Here is a 16,779-nt window from a genome sequence, read left to right as displayed (position 1 = left end):
CGGTTGGCGAGCACGGTTACAGCCTGCCCTTGCGGCCGGCCGGGCGAACGCGGCAGGCCATTGCCCTACGAGGCGTGCTGCGGCCGCTACCTCGATCACTGGGATGACTGCCCCGCCCCGGACGCCGAAAGCCTGATGCGTTCGCGCTATACCGCCTTCGTGCGCGGGCGGGCGGACTACCTGCTGGCGACCTGGGATGTCGCCGACCGGCCGCCGTCGCTGGAGCTCGACCCGGCCACCCGCTGGCTCGGCCTCGAGGTGCGCGAGGTGAAGAACCTGGGCCTTGATGCCGCCGAGGTCGAATTCATTGCCCGCTATCGGGAAGCCGGGCAGGCCGGGCGCGCCGTGCGCCTGCACGAGCGCAGCCGCTTCCGGCGCGCGGGCGGGCGCTGGCTGTACGCCAGTGGTGCGATGCGGGAGCGCAAGACATGATGTTCGAAGCCGTGCTGTTCGATTGCGATGGCGTGCTGGTCGACAGCGAACGCATCACCCACGGCGTGCTGCGCGATCTGCTGGCCGAAAGCGGCTGGGACATGCCGATCGAGCAGTGCATGCACCACTTCATCGGCCGCACCGTGCGCAGCCGGGCGGCGCTGATCGAGTCGCGCACCGGCCAACCGCTGACCGATGCCTGGATGAAGACCTTCTACGACCGGCGCGACGAGCAGCTGCATGCGCGCCTGCAGCCGATCACCGGCGCGCTCGAGGCCGTGCAGGCCGCGCATGCGCTGACCGGCGGCCGCATCGCCTGCGCCTCCGGCGCCGACCGCGGCAAGCTGGAGCTGCAGCTCGCCAAGATCGGGCTGGCGCCCTGGTTCGGCCCGCACGTGTTCAGCGGCCACGAGCTGCCGCGCACCAAGCCGGCGCCCGACGTGTACCTCGCGGCCGCGCGTTCGGTCGGCGTCGCGCCCGGGCGCTGCCTGGTGATCGAGGACACGCCGACGGGCGTCACGGCCGGCGTCGCTGCTGGCGCCACCGTGTGGGGCTATTGCCCGGCGGGATCGGATGGCCAGACCTTGCGCGAGGCTGGTGCGCTGCGCCTGTTCGAGCGTATGGGCGATCTGCCGGCGCTGTGGCGCGGGGGCGCGCCGGGCTGACGGTGCCGGAGCGCTGCCGTGTCCGTCAAGGCGCTGGCGGCTCGGCCTGGGCGCGCCGCAGCGCTTCCGGCGTCTGGCCGGTCCAGCCTCGATAGGCGCGGATGAAGCTCTTGTCGTTGTCGAAGCCGACCGCGCGCGCCACGCGCGCCAGCGGCAGCGGCGTGCGCAGCAGCAGCTCGGTGGCGCGTGCCTGGCGCACCTCGTTCTTCAGCGCCTGCAGGCTGCTGCCCTCGCTGCGCAACTGGCGGTGCAGGGTGCGCGGCGACAGCCCCAGCTGCGCCGCCAGCGAGTCGGCGGTGTGCGCGGTGCGCGGGCGCTGCAGCAACTGGCGCAGGCGCGGCGCCAGCAAGGCCTCGCGCCGGTAGGGCCAGACCATGATCGGCAGCGCGCGGCGCAGCATCTGGTCCAGCGCAGCGCCGTCGCGCCGCAGCGGCGTGTCCAGCCAGTGGGCGTCGAAGCACAGCGCGGCCGGCGCCGCGCCGAAGCGCAGCGGCCCGGGAAACAGCCGCGCCACCACGTCGGCATGGGGCAGCGCTGCGAACGGAAACTGCGTCAGCTGCGGCGCGATGTGGGCATCGACCCACCAGCAGGCCAGTCCGTGCAGGTTGCGCAGCAGTGACAACAGGGCGAACTCGCGCAGCGCGCCGAGATCGCGGTGTTCGGTGATCTCGACGCGGGCCTGTGCGCCGGCGGTCTTCAGCGTCAGCGTCACGTCCTCGGTCAGCAGCCCGTGGTGGCGGCACCAGCGCCGCAGCGCCAGGCCCAGCGTCGGCGCGCTGATCGAGGCGCGTGCCAGCATGCCGTAGCTGCCCCAGGGCAGGCGGCGGCTGAACCAGCCGGGGGCCTCGTCGTCCAGCTCCTGCATGGCGGCGGCGCACAGGCGCTCGAACTGCAGCGCGGTGACGCGGCGGCCACCATGTCGGGTGTCTATTGGCGCGATTTGTGCCTTGCGCAGGGCCCCACCCGGATCCATCCCGCGCCGTGCGTAGGCCAGCAGGATCGCCCGCACGAAGGCCATTGGCGTGCGGGCGGACGCGGACGAACCAGGGCTGGCGGCGGCGCGGGCGGACATGGGCGCAGTATGGGTGAAATGGCGTGATTTGCAACCCGTCTGGCACCACCTGCACGGTGTCGCGGGCTATGCTCGTGCCACATGCGCGCGTTAGGATGGCAGGCGCGCCGATACATGACGACTCAAGGAGGCAAGCCGGATGAGTACCCCTCTCACGCACAGCCACACGCGCGGCCGTACCGATACACCGCTGATCGAGCAGACCCTGGGCGCTTTCTTCGACGCCATGGTGGAGCGCTTTCCGGAGCGCGAGGCGCTGGTCGTGGTGCACCAGGGGCGGCGCTACACCTACCGCGAACTGCAGACCGAATCGCGCCGCCTGGCCAGCGCGCTGCTCCGGCTGGGCCTGAAGCCGGGCGACCGCATCGGCATCTGGTCGCACAACAACGCCGAATGGGTGCTGATGCAGCTGGCCACCGCCATGGCGGGGATGGTGCTGGTCAACATCAATCCGGCCTACCGCACGGCCGAGGTGGAATACGCGCTGAACAAGGTCGACTGCAAGGCGCTGGTGGTGATGCCGCGCTTCAAGACCAGCGACTACCTCGGCATGCTGCGCGAGTTGGCGCCCGAGTGGGCGCACGCGCGCGCCGGCCAGCCGCTCGAATCGCAGACCTTGCCGCATCTGAAACACGCGATCTGGATCGACGTCCCCGGTGAGGGCGCCGACGAGTCGGGCTTCATGCGCTTCTCCGAGCTGATGAAGACCGGCGACCCGCAGGATGCGCGCCTGGCCGAGGCTGCCCGGCTGCTGCACAACAGCGACGCCATCAACATCCAGTTCACCAGCGGCACCACCGGTTTCCCCAAGGGTGCGACGCTGACGCACCGCAACATCCTCAACAACGGCTTCTTCATCGGCGAGGCGATGAAGCTCACCGAAGAGGACCGCCTGTGCATCCCGGTGCCGCTCTACCACTGCTTCGGCATGGTGCTGGGCAACCTGGCGGTGCTGACGCATGGCGGTTGCATCGTCTACCCGAACGACGCCTTCGAGCCGCTCAGCGTGCTGCAGACGGTGCAGGACGAGAAGTGCACCGGCCTGCACGGCGTGCCGACCATGTTCATCGCGGAGCTCGACCACCCGCGCTTCGCCGAGTTCGACCTCGGCACCCTGCGCACCGGCATCATGGCCGGCAGTCCGTGCCCGATCGAGGTGATGAAGCGCGTGCAGCGCGACATGAACATGGCCGAGGTGACGATCGCCTACGGGATGACCGAGACCAGCCCGGTGAGCTGCCAGAGCCAGACCGACACGCCGCTGGACAAGCGCGTGTCCACCGTCGGCCTGGTGCAGCCGCACCTGGAGGTGAAGATCGTCAACCCCGAAACCGGCGAGACGGTGCCGATCGGCACCACCGGCGAGCTGTGCACCAAGGGCTATTCGGTGATGCAGGGCTACTGGGGCGACGAGGCGCGCACGCGCGAGGCCATCGATGCCGAGGGCTTCATGCACACCGGCGACCTGGCGACCATGGACGAAGAGGGCTACGTCAACATCGTCGGCCGCAGCAAGGACATGGTGATCCGTGGCGGCGAGAACGTGTATCCGCGCGAGATCGAGGAGTTCCTCTACCGCCACCCCAAGGTGCAGGACGTGCAGGTCGTCGGCGTACCGGACCAGCGCTTCGGCGAGGAACTGTGCGCCTGGATCATCGTTAAGCCCGGCCAGAGCCTGGATGAGGTCGAGGTGCGCGAGTTCTGCAAGGGCAAGATCGCGCACTACAAGGTGCCGCGCTACATGAAGTTCGTCGGCGAGTTCCCGATGACGGTGACCGGCAAGATCCAGAAGTTCAGGATCCGTGAACTGATGCAGGAAGAGCTCGGCCTGACCGAAGCCAAGACGGCCTGAGCGCCGGCGCTCGGCACGCGATCCCGCCCCAAGACCAACAGCAAAGGTGCTTCATGCTCGCCATTGAATCCAAGCTCAACCCGCGTTCGGCGGAATTCCAGGCCAATGCCGAGGCCATGCGCAAGCTGGTCGAGGACCTGAAGGCGCAGGTGCGGCAGGTCGGCCTCGGTGGCGGCGAGGCGGCGCGCAAGAAGCACATGGACCGCGGCAAGCTGCTGCCGCGGGTACGGGTGCAGATGCTGCTCGACCCCGGCACGCCCTTCCTCGAGGTGGCGCCGCTGGCGGCGCTGGGCATGTACCCCGACCGCGACGGCAGCGACAGCGCGCCGGGCGCCGGCGTGGTGGCAGGCATCGGGCGCGTCAGCGGCGTCGACTGCATGATCGTCTGCAACGACGCCACGGTGAAGGGCGGTTCCTACTACCCGATGACGGTGAAGAAGCACCTGCGGGCGCAGGAGATCGCCGAGGCCAACCACCTGACCTGCATCTACCTGGTCGACTCGGGCGGCGCCAACTTGCCGACGCAGGACGAGGTGTTCCCCGACCGCGACCACTTCGGCCGCATCTTCTACAACCAGGCCAACATGAGCGCCAAGGGCATCCCGCAGATCGCGGTGGTGATGGGCAGCTGCACCGCCGGCGGCGCCTACGTGCCCGCCATGAGCGACGAGACCATCATCGTCAAGAACCAGGGCACCATCTTCCTGGGCGGCCCGCCGCTGGTGAAGGCGGCCACGGGCGAGGTCGTGAGCGCCGAGGATCTGGGCGGCGGCGACGTGCACACGCGCCTGTCGGGCGTGGCCGACCACCTGGCCGAAAACGACATGCACGCGCTGGCGCTGGCGCGCCTGGCGGTGTCGCGCCTGAACCGCAAGAAGAGCTACCACGGCGCGCTGCAGGCGCCGGTGGCGCCCAAGTACGCCGCCGAGGAGCTGTACGGCGTGATCCCCACCGACACCCGCAAGCCCTTCGACGTGCGCGAGATCATCGCCCGCGTCGTCGACAACTCCGAGCTGCACGAATTCAAGGCGCGCTACGGCACCACGCTGGTCTGCGGCTTCGCCCACATCGAGGGCATGCCGGTTGGCATCGTCGCCAACAACGGCATCCTGTTCGGTGAGAGCGCGCAGAAGGGCGCGCACTTCATCGAGCTGTGCTGCCAGCGCAAGATTCCGCTGGTGTTCCTGCAGAACATCACCGGCTTCATGGTCGGGCGCAAGTACGAGAACGAGGGCATCGCGCGCCACGGGGCCAAGATGGTCACCGCCGTGGCTACCGCCAACGTGCCCAAGTTCACCATCATCATCGGCGGCTCCTTCGGTGCCGGCAACTACGGCATGTGCGGCCGCGCGTACTCGCCGCGCTTCCTCTGGATGTGGCCCAACGCACGCGTCAGCGTGATGGGCGGTGAGCAGGCCGCCAGCGTGCTGGCCACGGTGCGGCGCGACGGCATCGAGGCCAGGGGCGACAGCTGGAGCGCCGAGGAGGAGGAAGCCTTCAAGGCGCCGATCCGCGAGCAGTACGAGGTCCAGGGCCACCCCTACTACGCCACCGCCCGCATCTGGGACGACGGCGTGATCGATCCGGCCGACACCCGCCGCGTGCTGGCGCTGGGCCTGTCGGCGGCGCAGAACGCGCCGATCCCGGAAGTGAAGTTCGGCGTGTTCCGCATGTGAGCCTGCCGGCGTGAATGCACACCGCCACTTCGCCATGCTGGCGCGCTACAACGCCTGGGCCACGCAGCGCGTGCTTGACGCCGTGGCGGCGGTGGGTGAAGCCGATTACCGGCGCGACGTCGGCCTGTTCTTCAAGAGCTTGCACGGCACGCTCAACCACCTGCTGGTGGGCGAGCACCTGCTGTGGTTCCGCCGCTTCGCCGAAGGCGTGTCGCCCAGGGTTGTGCTCGACGAGGAGGTCGAGCCGGATCGCCTGCGCCTGGCCGCGCGCCTGGGCGAGGGCGCGGCGCGCTGGCAGCCGCTGATCGAGGGTTGGCCGGCCGCGCGCTTCGACGCCACGCTGGACTACACCACCACCAGGGGCGTTGCCGTGTCGCTGCCCTTCGCCGCCACGCTGGCCCACGTCTTCAACCACGGCACGCACCACCGCGGCCAGATCAGCGCGGCGCTCACCGCGTTCGGCCAGCCCGCGCCGGTGCTCGACCTCGTCACCATGCTGCAACAGGAACCCGTCCAGCCATGACCCAAGCCGTCCGCATCTCCACCCAGGGCCAGGTCGCCACCGTGGTGCTCAGCCGCCCCGACGTGCGCAACGCCTTCAACGACGAGGTGATCGCCGAGCTGACCCACGCCTTCAGCCAGCTTGGCGACGATGCGCGGGTGCGCGCCATCGTGCTGATGGCCGAGGGCCCGGCCTTCTGCGCAGGCGCCGACCTGAACTGGATGCGCCGCATGGCCGACTACTCGCGCGAGGAGAACGAGCAGGACGCCGACAAGCTGGCCTTCATGCTGCGCACGATCTATGAATGCCCCAAGCCGACCATCGCGCGCGTGCAGGGCGACGTCTACGCCGGCGGCATGGGCCTGGTGGCGTGCTGCGACGTGGCGGTGAGCGTCGACAGCGCCAACTACTGCCTGAGCGAGGTCAAGCTGGGCCTGATCCCGGCCACCATCGGCCCCTACGTAATCCGCGCCATGGGGCCGCGCGCGGCGCACCGCTACTTCCTCACCGCCGAGCGCTTCGATGCCGCGGAGGCACACCGCATCGGCTTCGTGCACGAGGTGGTCGCCGCCGACCGGCTGGATGCGGTGGTCGACCAGTGGGTCAAGGCCTTCATGGCGGCCAGCCCGAATGCCATCAAGGAGTGCAAGAAGCTGGTGCAGTACGTGGCCGACCGCGACATCACGCGCCTGTTGATCGACCACACGGTGAAGGCGATCGCCGACATCCGCGCCTCGGACGAAGGCAAGGAAGGCGTGCAGAGCTTTCTGAACAAGCGCAAGCCGGCCTGGGTGCAGGGCTGAGATGGACATGAGGCCTGACCGCTGCTGGCGTCCGCGCGGCGATGGGGCCATCGTGGGCGGCCATGCATGACGCTGCCGTCATCGCTCCACCGCGGCCGGGCGCCGGCCGCCCGGCCGCGGCGTCAGCCTGCGGGCCGGCGTGCGCGTTGTGCGGGCGCGGGCAGGCGCGTGTGTCCTTCCGCTCACTTCGATAGGCGGGGCGGGGATGGAAGAGCTGATCCAGCAATTGGTGCAGTGGCTGCACGCCATGGGCATCCACCCGAGCCGCGAGGCGGCGGCGGCTGTGGGCGAGGCGGTGGGCCAGGCCGGTGCGGCGGTGGGTGGCGCGGTGGCGCCGGTGGTCGCCAAAATGGACATGCCGGCGCTGACCGCGCTGGCGGCGGCGCTGGGCTGGGCCAGCGGCTTCCGGCTGTACGCCGTGGTGTTCCTGACCGGCGCCATGGGGCTGGCCGAGTGGATCCCGTTGCCCGAGGGACTGAAGCTGCTGGAGCACCCGGCGGTGCTGGCCGCCAGCGGCTTCATGCTGCTGGTCGAGTTCTTCGCCGACAAGATCCCGTGGATCGACAGCCTGTGGGACACGGTGCACAGCGTCATCCGCATTCCCGCCGGCGCGCTGCTGGCGGCCGGGGTGTTCGGCGCCGATTCCGCCACCATGGGCCTGGTTGCCGGCATCCTGGGCGGCTCGCTGGCCGCCACCTCGTTCGCCACCAAGGCCACCACGCGCGCCGCCATCAACACCAGCCCGGAGCCGGTCAGCAACTGGCTGGCCTCGTTCTTCGAGGACGGGCTCGCCGTGGGCGTGATGTGGCTGGCGACGCAATACCCGCTCACCTTCGGCGTCGTGCTGGCGGTGATGTTCGTGATTTCCGTGCTGCTGCTGATCGTGCTGTGGAAGTTCCTGAGGCTGGTGATCGCCAAGCTGAAGGACTTCTTCGGTGGCAGCGCGCCAGCCTCCGGCCATGCCTGATGAATTCCTGAGGAGAAGACCGTGTTCAAGAAAATCCTGATCGCCAACCGCGGCGAGATTGCCTGCCGCGTGGCGGCCACCGCGCGCCGCCTGGGAGTCAAGACCGTGGCCGTGTATTCCGACGCCGACGCGCACGCCAAGCACGTGATGGCCTGCGACGAGGCGGTGCACGTGGGCGGCAGCGCGCCCAAGGACAGCTACTTGCAATGGCGGCGCATCATCGACGCCGCCAAGGCCACCGGCGCCGAGGCCATCCACCCCGGCTACGGTTTCCTGAGCGAGAACGAGGACTTCGCCCAGGCCTGCGTCGACCACGGCCTGGTCTTCATCGGCCCGCCCGCCAGCGCCATCAACGCCATGGGCCTGAAGGCCGAGTCCAAGCGCCTGATGGAAGCCGCCGGCGTGCCGCTGGTGCCCGGCTACCACGGCGCCGACCAGGATCCCGAACTGCTGCGCAAGGAAGCCGACCGCATCGGCTACCCGGTGCTGATCAAGGCCAGCGCCGGCGGCGGCGGCAAGGGCATGCGCGCGGTCGACAAGTCCGAGGACTTCGCCGCCGCGCTGGAAAGCTGCAAGCGCGAGGCCATCAACAGCTTCGGCGATGACGCGGTGCTGGTGGAAAAATATGTGCAGCGCCCGCGCCACATCGAGATCCAGGTGTTCGGCGACACGCAGGGCAACTACGTCTACCTGTTCGAGCGCGACTGCTCGGTGCAGCGGCGCCACCAGAAGGTGCTGGAGGAAGCCCCCGCGCCCGGCATGACGGAGGAGCTGCGCGAGCGCATGGGCGAGGCGGCGGTGGCGGCGGCGCGCGCGGTGAACTACGTCGGCGCCGGCACGGTGGAATTCATCGTCGAGCAGCCGGGCGGCTACGACAAACCGGAAGACATGAAGTTCTACTTCATGGAGATGAACACGCGCCTGCAGGTCGAGCACCCGGTGACCGAGGCCATCACCGGGCAGGATCTGGTCGAGTGGCAGCTGCTGGTGGCCAGTGGCGAGCCGCTGCCCCTGGAGCAGGCGTTCCTCGACATCGGTGGACACGCCATCGAGGCGCGCATCTGCGCCGAGAACCCCGACAACAACTTCCTGCCCGCCACCGGCCAGCTCGCCGTGTACCGCAAGCCGCCGGCGGCGAGCTTCGAGTTTGACGAGGTGCGCATTGACGACGGCGTGCGCGAGGGCGACGCCATCAGCCCGTTCTACGACTCGATGATCGCCAAGCTGATCGTCTGGGGCAGCACGCGCGAGGAGGCGCTGGGCAAGCTCGACGCCGCGCTGGCGCAGGTCCATATCGTCGGCGTGCAGACCAACGTGCAGTTCCTGCGCCGCGTGCTGGCGACCGAGTCGTTCAGCCAGGGGCGGCTGGACACGGCGCTGATCCAGCGTGAATCCAGTCAACTGTTCGACCGCGACCCGATCGGCCTGCCGATGGCGGTGGCCGCCGCCGTGGCGCAGACCGTGCTGGCCGAACGCGCCGCCGAGACCCACGACCCGTTCAGCCGCAGCGACGGCTTCCGCTCGCACGGCGTGGCCATGCGCCGCATCGACCTGGAGTACGCCGGCCAGCCGGTGGTGGCCAAGCTGCGCTACCTGGACGACGGCCTGCAGCTGCAGGTCGACAACGGCGAGCCAACGCCGATCTCGTTCACGGCGCAGCCCGACGGCCGCATCGACCTGCGCTATGGCGGCGACCGCGAACTGGTCCAGGTCTACGCGCGCGGCGAGGTGGAGCACATCTTCGGCAGCCGCGGCGCCACCGCCATCACCGAGCTCGACGTGCTCTCGCACTCGGCCGAGGGCGCTGGCGAGGGCGGCCGCCTGACGGCGCCGATGCCGGGCAAGGTGGTGTCGATCGCGGTCAAGGCCGGCGACAAGGTGACCAAGGGCCAGCCGCTGGCGGTGATGGAAGCGATGAAGATGGAACACACCATCGCCGCGCCGCAGGACGGCGTGGTGCAGGAGGTCTTGTATGCCCCTGGCGACCAAGTGGCCGAAGGTGTTGAACTGCTGACCGTGGTGGCATCATGAACCCCTGATCAATCCGGTGAGGATGGGAGGGGGACATGCACGACAAGATCGATCGGCCTGCGCGGCGTCCGCGCCTGCTGCTGAGCCTGGCGGTGCTGGTGTTGGCTGCCGGCTGCGCCAGCATGACCGAGGAGGAATGCCGCAGCGCCAACTGGCATGCGCTCGGCAACACCGACGCGCACACCGGCGAGATGCTCGACTACGGCGCCGAGCGCGCCAAGAGCTGCAACGAGAAGGGCGTTCCGGCCAACATGGCCGAATGGCGACGCGGCTGGGAGCAAGGCCGGCGCGAACTCTGCACGCCGGCCAATGCCACGGCCTGGGCGCAACGCGGCCGTGATTACCCGATCGGCCTGTGCCCGCCCGAACTGGAGCCGGCCTTCCTGTCGGTCTACCAGCCGGCGCGCGAGCGCCACCGGTTCGAGAAGCACGTCCGCGACCTGGAACGGCAGATCGACGAGCGCTCGCGCAAGCTGAACGACGTGGAGCGCGAGTTGCGGCACCGCAGGGATCTGTCGCCGCAGCATCGCGCCGACCTGGAGGCGCGCCGCCGGACGCTGGAGCGCGAGATCCGCCGCCTGCACGAGCGCCTGCGCACCGACGCGCTGCTGCGGATGTCGCGCTGACACTGCGGCTTGATCCGAGCGCATGCGCATCCTGCTGTGCAATCGCGATGATCGTCCGGCCGATGCCTGGCTGAGCGAGCTGCGCCAGGCGCTGCCTGAGGCGCACATCGAACCCTGGCAGCCCGGCCTGCCGCCGGACTACGACGTCGCGCTGGTCTGGTCGCCGCCGCAACGGTTGTTCGACGAACAGCCGCAGCTCAAGGCGGTGTTCAACCTCGGCGCCGGGGTCGACAAGCTGCTGGCGCTGCGCCTGCCGCCGGCGCTGCAGCTGCTGCGGCTGGAGGATGCCGGCATGGCGGTGCAGATGGCCGAGTACGTCGGCCACGCGCTGATCCGGCACTTCCGCGAGTTCGACCATTACCAACGCCAGCAGCAGGCGGCCGACTGGAGCCAGCGGCCGTTGCGCTCGCGCGCCGACTTTCCGGTCGGCATCATGGGCCTGGGCGTGCTCGGCGCGCGCGTGGCGCAGGCGCTGCAGCAGTTCGAGTTCCCGCTGCACGGCTGGAGCCGCAGCGGGCGCGATCTGCCCGGCGTGCGCTGCTTCGCGGGCGATGACGAACTGGAGGCGTTCCTCGCCGCCACGCGCGTGCTGGTCTGCATGCTGCCGCTGACGCCGGCCACCCACGGCATCCTGAACCGCGCGCGGCTGGCGCGGCTGCAGGCCGGCGCCTACCTGATCAACCCGGCGCGCGGCGCACTGGTGGTCGAGGACGACCTGCGCGCGCTGCTCGACAGCGGCCACCTGGCGGGCGCCACGCTGGACGTGATGGTCGAGGAGCCACTGCCGCCGCAGCACTGGCTGTGGGCGCACCCGCGCGTCACGCTGACGCCGCACATCTCCGGCATGACCGTGCGCGCCGACACCGTGCGCCAGGTCGCCGAGGGCGTGCGCGCGCTGCAGCGCGGTGAGCAGCCCAGGGGCCTAGTGCAGCGCGCACGGGGCTACTGAGCGTGCCGCCGGGCACGAGCGTGCCAGCCTGGCGCCGAGCCGCTAAACTGGGCCGTTGCGACCTGATACGGGACAGCGTTCAAGAACATGAAAACCGTTCGGGCCGAGCCTGTCGAAGCCCTGCGTACAGTCTGCACTTCGACAAGCTCCGTGCGAACGGGTTTCCCCGCCGTCGAGAGCTGACCGGTATGAGAGAACCCGAGCCAAGAGAGAAGCCATGAGCCTGCCCACCCGCGTCAAGATCATCGATGTCGGCCCGCGTGACGGCCTGCAGAACGAGAAGCAGCCGGTGCCGGCGGCGGTCAAGATCGAGTTGGTGCACCGGCTGCAGGACGCCGGCCTGAAGGAGATCGAGGTCACCAGCTTCGTCAGTCCCAAGTGGGTGCCGCAGATGGCCGACGCTGCCGAGGTGCTGGCCGGCATCCGGCGCCGGCCCGACGTGCGGGTCAGCGTGCTGACGCCGAACATGAAGGGCTTCGAGGGGGCGCTGGCTGCCGGCGTCGACGAGATCGTGGTGTTCGGTGCCGCCAGCGAGGCCTTCAGCCAGAAGAACATCAACTGCTCGATCGCCGAGAGCATCGAGCGCTTCGCGCCGGTGGTCGAGGCCGCGCGCGCCAACGGCATCGCGGTGCGCGGCGCCATGAGCTGCACCGTGGGCTGCCCGTACGAGGGCGAGATCGCACCGGAGAAGGTGGCCTACCTGGCCGGCCTGATGAAGGACATCGGCGTCGAGCGGGTCGACGTCGCCGACACCATCGGCGTCGGCACGCCGCGCAAGGTGCAGGCCGCCATCGAGGCGACGCTGCAGCACTACGGCATCGACCAGGTCAGCGGGCATTTCCACGACACCTACGGCCAGGCGCTGGCCAACACGCTGGCGGCGCTGGAACTGGGCGTGTGGAACTTCCAGTCCTCGGTCGCCGGCCTGGGTGGTTGCCCCTACGCCAAGGGCGCGACCGGTAACGTGGCGACGGAAGACGTGGTGTACCTGCTGCACGGCATGGGCATCGATACCGGCATCGACCTGGACAGGCTGATCGACGCCGGGGCGTTCATCAGCGACTTCCTGCAGCGCAAGAGCGGCTCGCGCGTGGCGACCGCGGTACTGAACAAGCGGGCAGCATGAAGAGCACCCCCCTGAGTCGCTGCGCGCCTTCCCCCCTCTGCTGCGCGAGGGGCGACAACGCCGATGCCCGGCTTGAGTTGGGGCATGGCGTTCGCTGGCTTGGCCTGCTCTGCGGCCTTCGGATGTCGAATCATCGATCTGGATCGAGGATTGACTCATGAACACTTCACTTGAGTCGAAATCCTTGCCTGAAGGCGTGCGTCGGGTCACCGCCGCGCTGCAGGACGCCGGGCACCCGCATGCGCCGCTGATGCTCGACGACGCGGCGCGCACCGCCCAGCAGGCGGCCGATGCGCTCGGCATCGTGGTCGGCCAGATCGCCAAGAGCATCATCTTCCGCCGCAAGAGCGACGGCGCGGCGGTGCTGGTGATCACCAGCGGCGACCGGCGGGTCGACGAGCAGCGGGTCGAGGCCCTGGTCGGCCCGCTCGGCCGCGCCGATGCCGACTTCGTCAAGGCCCGGACGGGTTTTTCCATCGGCGGTGTTGCGCCGGTGGCGCACGCCCAGCCGCCGGTGACGCTGATCGACCGCGAGCTGTTCCGCTTCGACGAGATCTGGGCCGCGGCCGGTCATCCGCACGGCGTGTTCCGGCTCAAGCCGGCCGATCTGGAGCGCCTGACCGGCGCGCCGGTGGCCGACGTGGTGCAGCGCAAGGTCTGAGGCTGGCATGAGAGCTTCCAGCGCGGCGCCCACGGTCAGCTGGATCGACTTCGATCCAGACCAGGGCGCGGCGCCGGTGCCCTCGCCCTGCATCCAGGTCTGCCGCATCAGTGCGCGCACCGGTTGGTGCGAGGGCTGCCAGCGCAGCCTGGACGAGATCGGCGCCTGGAGCGCTCTGGACGAGGCCGGCCGGCGTGCGGTCTGGCGCCGCATCCGGGCCCGGCGCGAGCGCGAGGCGGGTTCGTCATGAAGCGCATCGACTGCTACCTGGATTTCATCTCGCCCTACGCCTACCTGGCGTTCGAGCAGCTGCCGCGTGCGCTCGAAGGCCTGGGCTATGAGGTGACCTACCGGCCGGTGCTGTTTGCCGGCCTGCTCAAGCAGCATGGCCAGCTCGGCCCGGCCGAGATCGCGCCCAAGCGCGACTGGACCTACCGCCAGGTACTGTGGCTGGCGCAGCAGCACGGCATCGCCATGCAGCTGCCGGCGGCGCACCCGTTCAACCCGCTCGGCCTGCTGCGCCTGGCCTGGGCCTGTGCGCGCCAGGGCGCGCCCAGTCGCTACGTGTGCGAGACCATCTTCCACCATGTCTGGCGCTCCGGCGCCGGTGCCGACGATGCCGCGCGGATGGCGGCGCTGAGCCAGGTGCTGGCGCCGGCGCGTGATCCGGCCGGCGACGAGGCCAGGCAGGCGCTGCGCGACGCCACCGACGCGGCGCTGCGGGCCGGCGTGTTCGGCGTGCCGAGCTTCGTGGTCGATGGCCGCCTGTTCTGGGGTTTCGATGCGCTGCCGATGCTGCGCGCCCAGCTGGCCGGCGATGCGGTGCTGGACAAGATCTGGCAGGCCGCCGACCGCGTGAGCCCGGGCATCCGGCGCCGCGCCCCCGATTGATCCGTTGCACGAGCCGCCCCGCCCATGCCCAGCGCCTTCAACTTCAACGCCTCGCCCTTCGACTGCCTGACGCAGGATCAGCAGCGCCTGGTGCGTGACAACCTCGACGTGGCGTACTTCCGCCCGGGCGAGGTGCTGCTCGACGTCGGCGCGGCGCCGACGCACCTGTTCGTCATCATCAAGGGCCACGTCACCCAGTTCGACGGCGCCGAGATCGTCACCGTCTACGGTCCGGACGACTGCTTTGACGGCCGCGCCCTGGTCGCCGGCAAGTCCTCCAGCCGCTTCGTCGCCGCCGAGGAGGTGGTGGCCTACGAGCTGGCGCGCCAGACGGTGAAAGACCTGATCGCCGCCAACGCCACCTTTGGCGCGCTGCTGTTTTCCGACCTGGGCCAGAAGCTGTCGGCGCTGGGCGAGCGGCGCCACCAGAACGAATTGATCGCGCTCAACACCGCGCGCGTGGAGCAGGCCTTTCTGCGCCCGGTGCAGATCGTCGACGCCGACACCGACATCGTGTCGGTGGTGCGGGTGTTCCACGAGAAGAAGACCAGCAACGTGCTGGTGCGCGACAACAGCACCGACCCGCCGCGCCTGGGCATCTTCACCGCCACCGCGCTGCACAAGGCGGTGCTGCGCGGCACGCCGCTGGATCAGATGCCGGTCGGCTCGCTGGCCAACTACCAGCTGATCACGGTGCAGGCGCAGGACCAGGTCGGCGACGCGCTGGCGCTGCTGCTGCGGCATGCGATCCACCGCGTGGTGGTGATGGATCGCGGCGAGGTGCGCGGCGTGCTGGAGTCGCTCGACGTGTTCGCCTTTCTGTCGAACCACTCGCACCTGATCGGCATGCAGATCGACGCCGCCGAGACGCTCGACGAGCTGGCCGATGCGGCCGGGCGCATCACGCCGATGATCGGGCGCATGGTGCGCAGCGGCACCCGCGTGCCGCTGGTGGCGACCATGGTGCGCGACCTCAACGCGCGCCTGTTCGCGCGCACCTGGGCGCTGATCGCGCCGCCCGACCTGGTGGCGGCCAGCTGCCTGTTCGTGATGGGTAGCGAAGGCCGCGGCGAGCAGCTGCTGAAGACCGACCAGGACAACGGCCTCGTCTGGCGCGACGACTACACGCCACCGGACGACCTGCAGGCCATCTGCGACCGCTTCTCGGCGGCGCTGGCGAGCTTCGGCTACCCCGAATGCCCGGGCCGCATCATGGTCAACAACCCGCAGTGGCGCATGAGCGCGGGCGACTTCGCGCGCACCGTGCGGCGCTGGCTGCTGATGCCCGAGGCCGACAGCCTGATGAACCTGGCGATCTTCCTCGACGCCCACGCGGTGGCCGGCGATGCGCGCCTGCTGGAGGGCGTGCGTGAGGGCCTGATGGCGTTGGCGACCGACAACGACGCCACGCTGGCGCGCTTTGCCGCCGCCATCGACGCCTTCGGCAGCAGCGACGGCTGGTGGAACCGGGTGCTGGAGCTGGCCGGCGCCGACGCCGAGCGGCTGATGAACCTGAAGAAGGAAGGCATCTTCCCGCTGGTGCACGGCGTGCGCAGCCTGGCGTTGGCGCACCGGCTGCGCGAGCAGTCCACGGTCGAGCGCATCCAGGCGCTGCAGGCCGCGGGCGAGCTGTCGGCGGCGACCGCGCGCGAACTGGGCGAGGCGCTGCGCGTCTTCATGGGCGTGCGGCTGGAGGCCGGGCTGATGGAACTCGACCGTGGCCAGCCGGTGTCCGGCGTGGTCGATATCAACGCGCTCAGCACCGCCGAGCGCGACCTGCTGAAGGACGCGCTCGGCGTGGTGCGCCGCTTCAAGGCGCAGCTGCGCCACCGTTTCAAGCTGAGCGCGGTCTGAGGTGGCTTCGTCCGGCCTGATCGACCGCTGGCGCGCCGCCCTGACACGGGCCTGGCGGCTGCGCCAGCTCAAGGACCCGGCGTTCCGCCCCCTGTTCGACGCGCCGCCGCCCGACGAGTGGGTGGCGATCGACTGCCAGACCACCGGGCTGGACGTCCGGCGCGACGAGATCATCGCCATCGACGCGGTGCGCATCCGCGGCCGGCGCCTGCTGACCAGCGAGCGGCTGGAGTTGCTGGTGCGGCCCGAGCAGGCGCTCTCGCCCGAGCTGATCCGCGTGCACCGCTTGCGCGAGCAGGACGTGGCCGCCGGCCTGGCACCGGCGGAGGCAGCACGGCGCGTGCTGGCCTTCATCGGCGCGCGGCCGCTGGTCGGCTACTACCTCGAGTTCGACGTCGCCATGCTCGACCGGCTGGTGCGGCCTCTGATCGGCGTCGGGCTGCCGCAGCCGCGCATCGAGGTGTCGGCGCTGTACTACCGGCACAAGTTCCGCCAGCTGCCGCCGCACGCGCAGCAGGACAACGTCGGGATCGACCTGCGCTTCGCCAGCATGATGGCCGACCTGGCGCTGCCCTGGGGCGGCGATGCGCAGGCGGCGCCGAGCGAGGCCGTGATGGCCGGGCTGGCCTTCATCAAGCTGCGCGCGCTGGCCGGCGAATGAGGCCTGGCAAC

17 protein-coding genes are annotated in these 16,779 nt (G+C 70.1%); 16 read left to right on the top strand and 1 reads right to left on the bottom strand.

The genetic code is table 11. From position 1 onward, the window contains the following. Window positions 1-3: 3 nt before the first annotated feature. Together PK606_RS09605 and PK606_RS09600 are read left to right on the top strand one after the other, a co-directional pair. The gene (locus tag PK606_RS09605) at window positions 4-432 is read left to right on the top strand and encodes a YchJ family protein (RefSeq protein ID WP_324563225.1); all 429 of its coding nucleotides are present in this window, start codon (window positions 4-6) and stop codon (window positions 430-432) included. Further along, window positions 429-1,097: an HAD family hydrolase gene (locus tag PK606_RS09600; RefSeq protein ID WP_324563223.1), complete on the top strand. Its 669-nt coding sequence runs from the start codon at window positions 429-431 to the stop codon at window positions 1,095-1,097. Before PK606_RS09605 ends, PK606_RS09600 begins: the two co-directional genes overlap by 4 nt. Window positions 1,098-1,122: 25 nt before the next feature. Here the strand turns inward: PK606_RS09600 and PK606_RS09595 are convergent, their stop codons facing one another. Continuing rightward, a complete protein-coding gene (locus tag PK606_RS09595; RefSeq protein ID WP_324563220.1) occupies window positions 1,123-2,169 on the bottom strand; it encodes an AraC family transcriptional regulator in 1,047 nt (348 codons plus the stop codon). Window positions 2,170-2,308: 139 nt separating this feature from the next. On the opposite strand from PK606_RS09595, the gene PK606_RS09590 reads away from it, so the two are divergent. The 14 genes from PK606_RS09590 to PK606_RS09515 all read left to right on the top strand — a co-directional run bounded on the left by PK606_RS09590 (window position 2,309) and on the right by PK606_RS09515 (window position 16,768). Further along, window positions 2,309-4,021, top strand: coding sequence for an AMP-binding protein (locus PK606_RS09590; RefSeq protein ID WP_324563217.1), 1,713 nt, complete (start codon window positions 2,309-2,311; stop codon window positions 4,019-4,021). A gap of 53 nt (window positions 4,022-4,074) precedes the next feature. After that, the gene (locus PK606_RS09585) at window positions 4,075-5,697 is read left to right on the top strand and encodes a carboxyl transferase domain-containing protein (RefSeq protein WP_324563215.1); all 1,623 of its coding nucleotides are present in this window, start codon (window positions 4,075-4,077) and stop codon (window positions 5,695-5,697) included. A 10-nt stretch (window positions 5,698-5,707) separates the two neighbouring features. Beyond that, on the top strand, window positions 5,708-6,220 hold the full coding sequence (locus PK606_RS09580; protein WP_324563213.1) for a DinB family protein: 513 nt from the start codon (window positions 5,708-5,710) through the stop codon (window positions 6,218-6,220). After that, window positions 6,217-7,002, top strand: coding sequence for an enoyl-CoA hydratase/isomerase family protein (locus PK606_RS09575; RefSeq protein WP_324563211.1), 786 nt, complete (start codon window positions 6,217-6,219; stop codon window positions 7,000-7,002). The genes PK606_RS09580 and PK606_RS09575 overlap by 4 nt, the downstream gene beginning before the upstream one ends. A gap of 205 nt (window positions 7,003-7,207) precedes the next feature. Next, window positions 7,208-7,969, top strand: coding sequence for a DUF4126 domain-containing protein (locus tag PK606_RS09570; protein ID WP_324563208.1), 762 nt, complete (start codon window positions 7,208-7,210; stop codon window positions 7,967-7,969). 21 nt (window positions 7,970-7,990) lie between these two features. Continuing rightward, window positions 7,991-10,000: an acetyl/propionyl/methylcrotonyl-CoA carboxylase subunit alpha gene (locus PK606_RS15925; RefSeq protein ID WP_349770586.1), complete on the top strand. Its 2,010-nt coding sequence runs from the start codon at window positions 7,991-7,993 to the stop codon at window positions 9,998-10,000. A gap of 35 nt (window positions 10,001-10,035) precedes the next feature. Beyond that, window positions 10,036-10,626 carry a DUF2799 domain-containing protein gene (locus PK606_RS09550; protein WP_324563206.1) on the top strand — a complete coding sequence of 197 codons (591 nt, stop codon included), beginning with the start codon at window positions 10,036-10,038 and terminating at the stop codon, window positions 10,624-10,626. Between the two features lie 22 nt (window positions 10,627-10,648). After that, window positions 10,649-11,575 (top strand): 2-hydroxyacid dehydrogenase, encoded by a 927-nt coding sequence (locus PK606_RS09545; protein ID WP_324563204.1) that lies wholly within the window; start codon window positions 10,649-10,651, stop codon window positions 11,573-11,575. Window positions 11,576-11,792: 217 nt separating this feature from the next. After that, the gene (locus tag PK606_RS09540; protein WP_324563201.1) at window positions 11,793-12,701 is read left to right on the top strand and encodes a hydroxymethylglutaryl-CoA lyase; all 909 of its coding nucleotides are present in this window, start codon (window positions 11,793-11,795) and stop codon (window positions 12,699-12,701) included. A gap of 157 nt (window positions 12,702-12,858) precedes the next feature. Next, window positions 12,859-13,362: a YbaK/EbsC family protein gene (locus tag PK606_RS09535; RefSeq protein WP_324563199.1), complete on the top strand. Its 504-nt coding sequence runs from the start codon at window positions 12,859-12,861 to the stop codon at window positions 13,360-13,362. Between the two features lie 7 nt (window positions 13,363-13,369). Beyond that, complete coding sequence (locus PK606_RS09530; protein ID WP_324563197.1) at window positions 13,370-13,612, top strand: DUF1289 domain-containing protein; 243 nt, start codon at window positions 13,370-13,372, stop codon at window positions 13,610-13,612. After that, entirely contained in the window at window positions 13,609-14,253 is a 645-nt protein-coding gene (locus PK606_RS09525) for a 2-hydroxychromene-2-carboxylate isomerase (protein ID WP_324563195.1), read from the top strand. The genes PK606_RS09530 and PK606_RS09525 overlap by 4 nt, the downstream gene beginning before the upstream one ends. 24 nt (window positions 14,254-14,277) lie before the next feature. Continuing rightward, a complete protein-coding gene (locus PK606_RS09520) occupies window positions 14,278-16,107 on the top strand; it encodes a putative nucleotidyltransferase substrate binding domain-containing protein (protein ID WP_324563193.1) in 1,830 nt (609 codons plus the stop codon). A 1-nt stretch (window position 16,108) separates the two neighbouring features. Continuing rightward, entirely contained in the window at window positions 16,109-16,768 is a 660-nt protein-coding gene (locus tag PK606_RS09515) for a 3'-5' exonuclease (protein ID WP_324563191.1), read from the top strand. The last annotated feature ends 11 nt before the right edge of the window (window positions 16,769-16,779 follow it).

Source organism: Ottowia sp. (assembly GCF_035444425.1).
Lineage (GTDB): Bacteria > Pseudomonadota > Gammaproteobacteria > Burkholderiales > Burkholderiaceae_C > Ottowia.
This window is presented reverse-complemented; position numbering and strand designations above follow the sequence as displayed.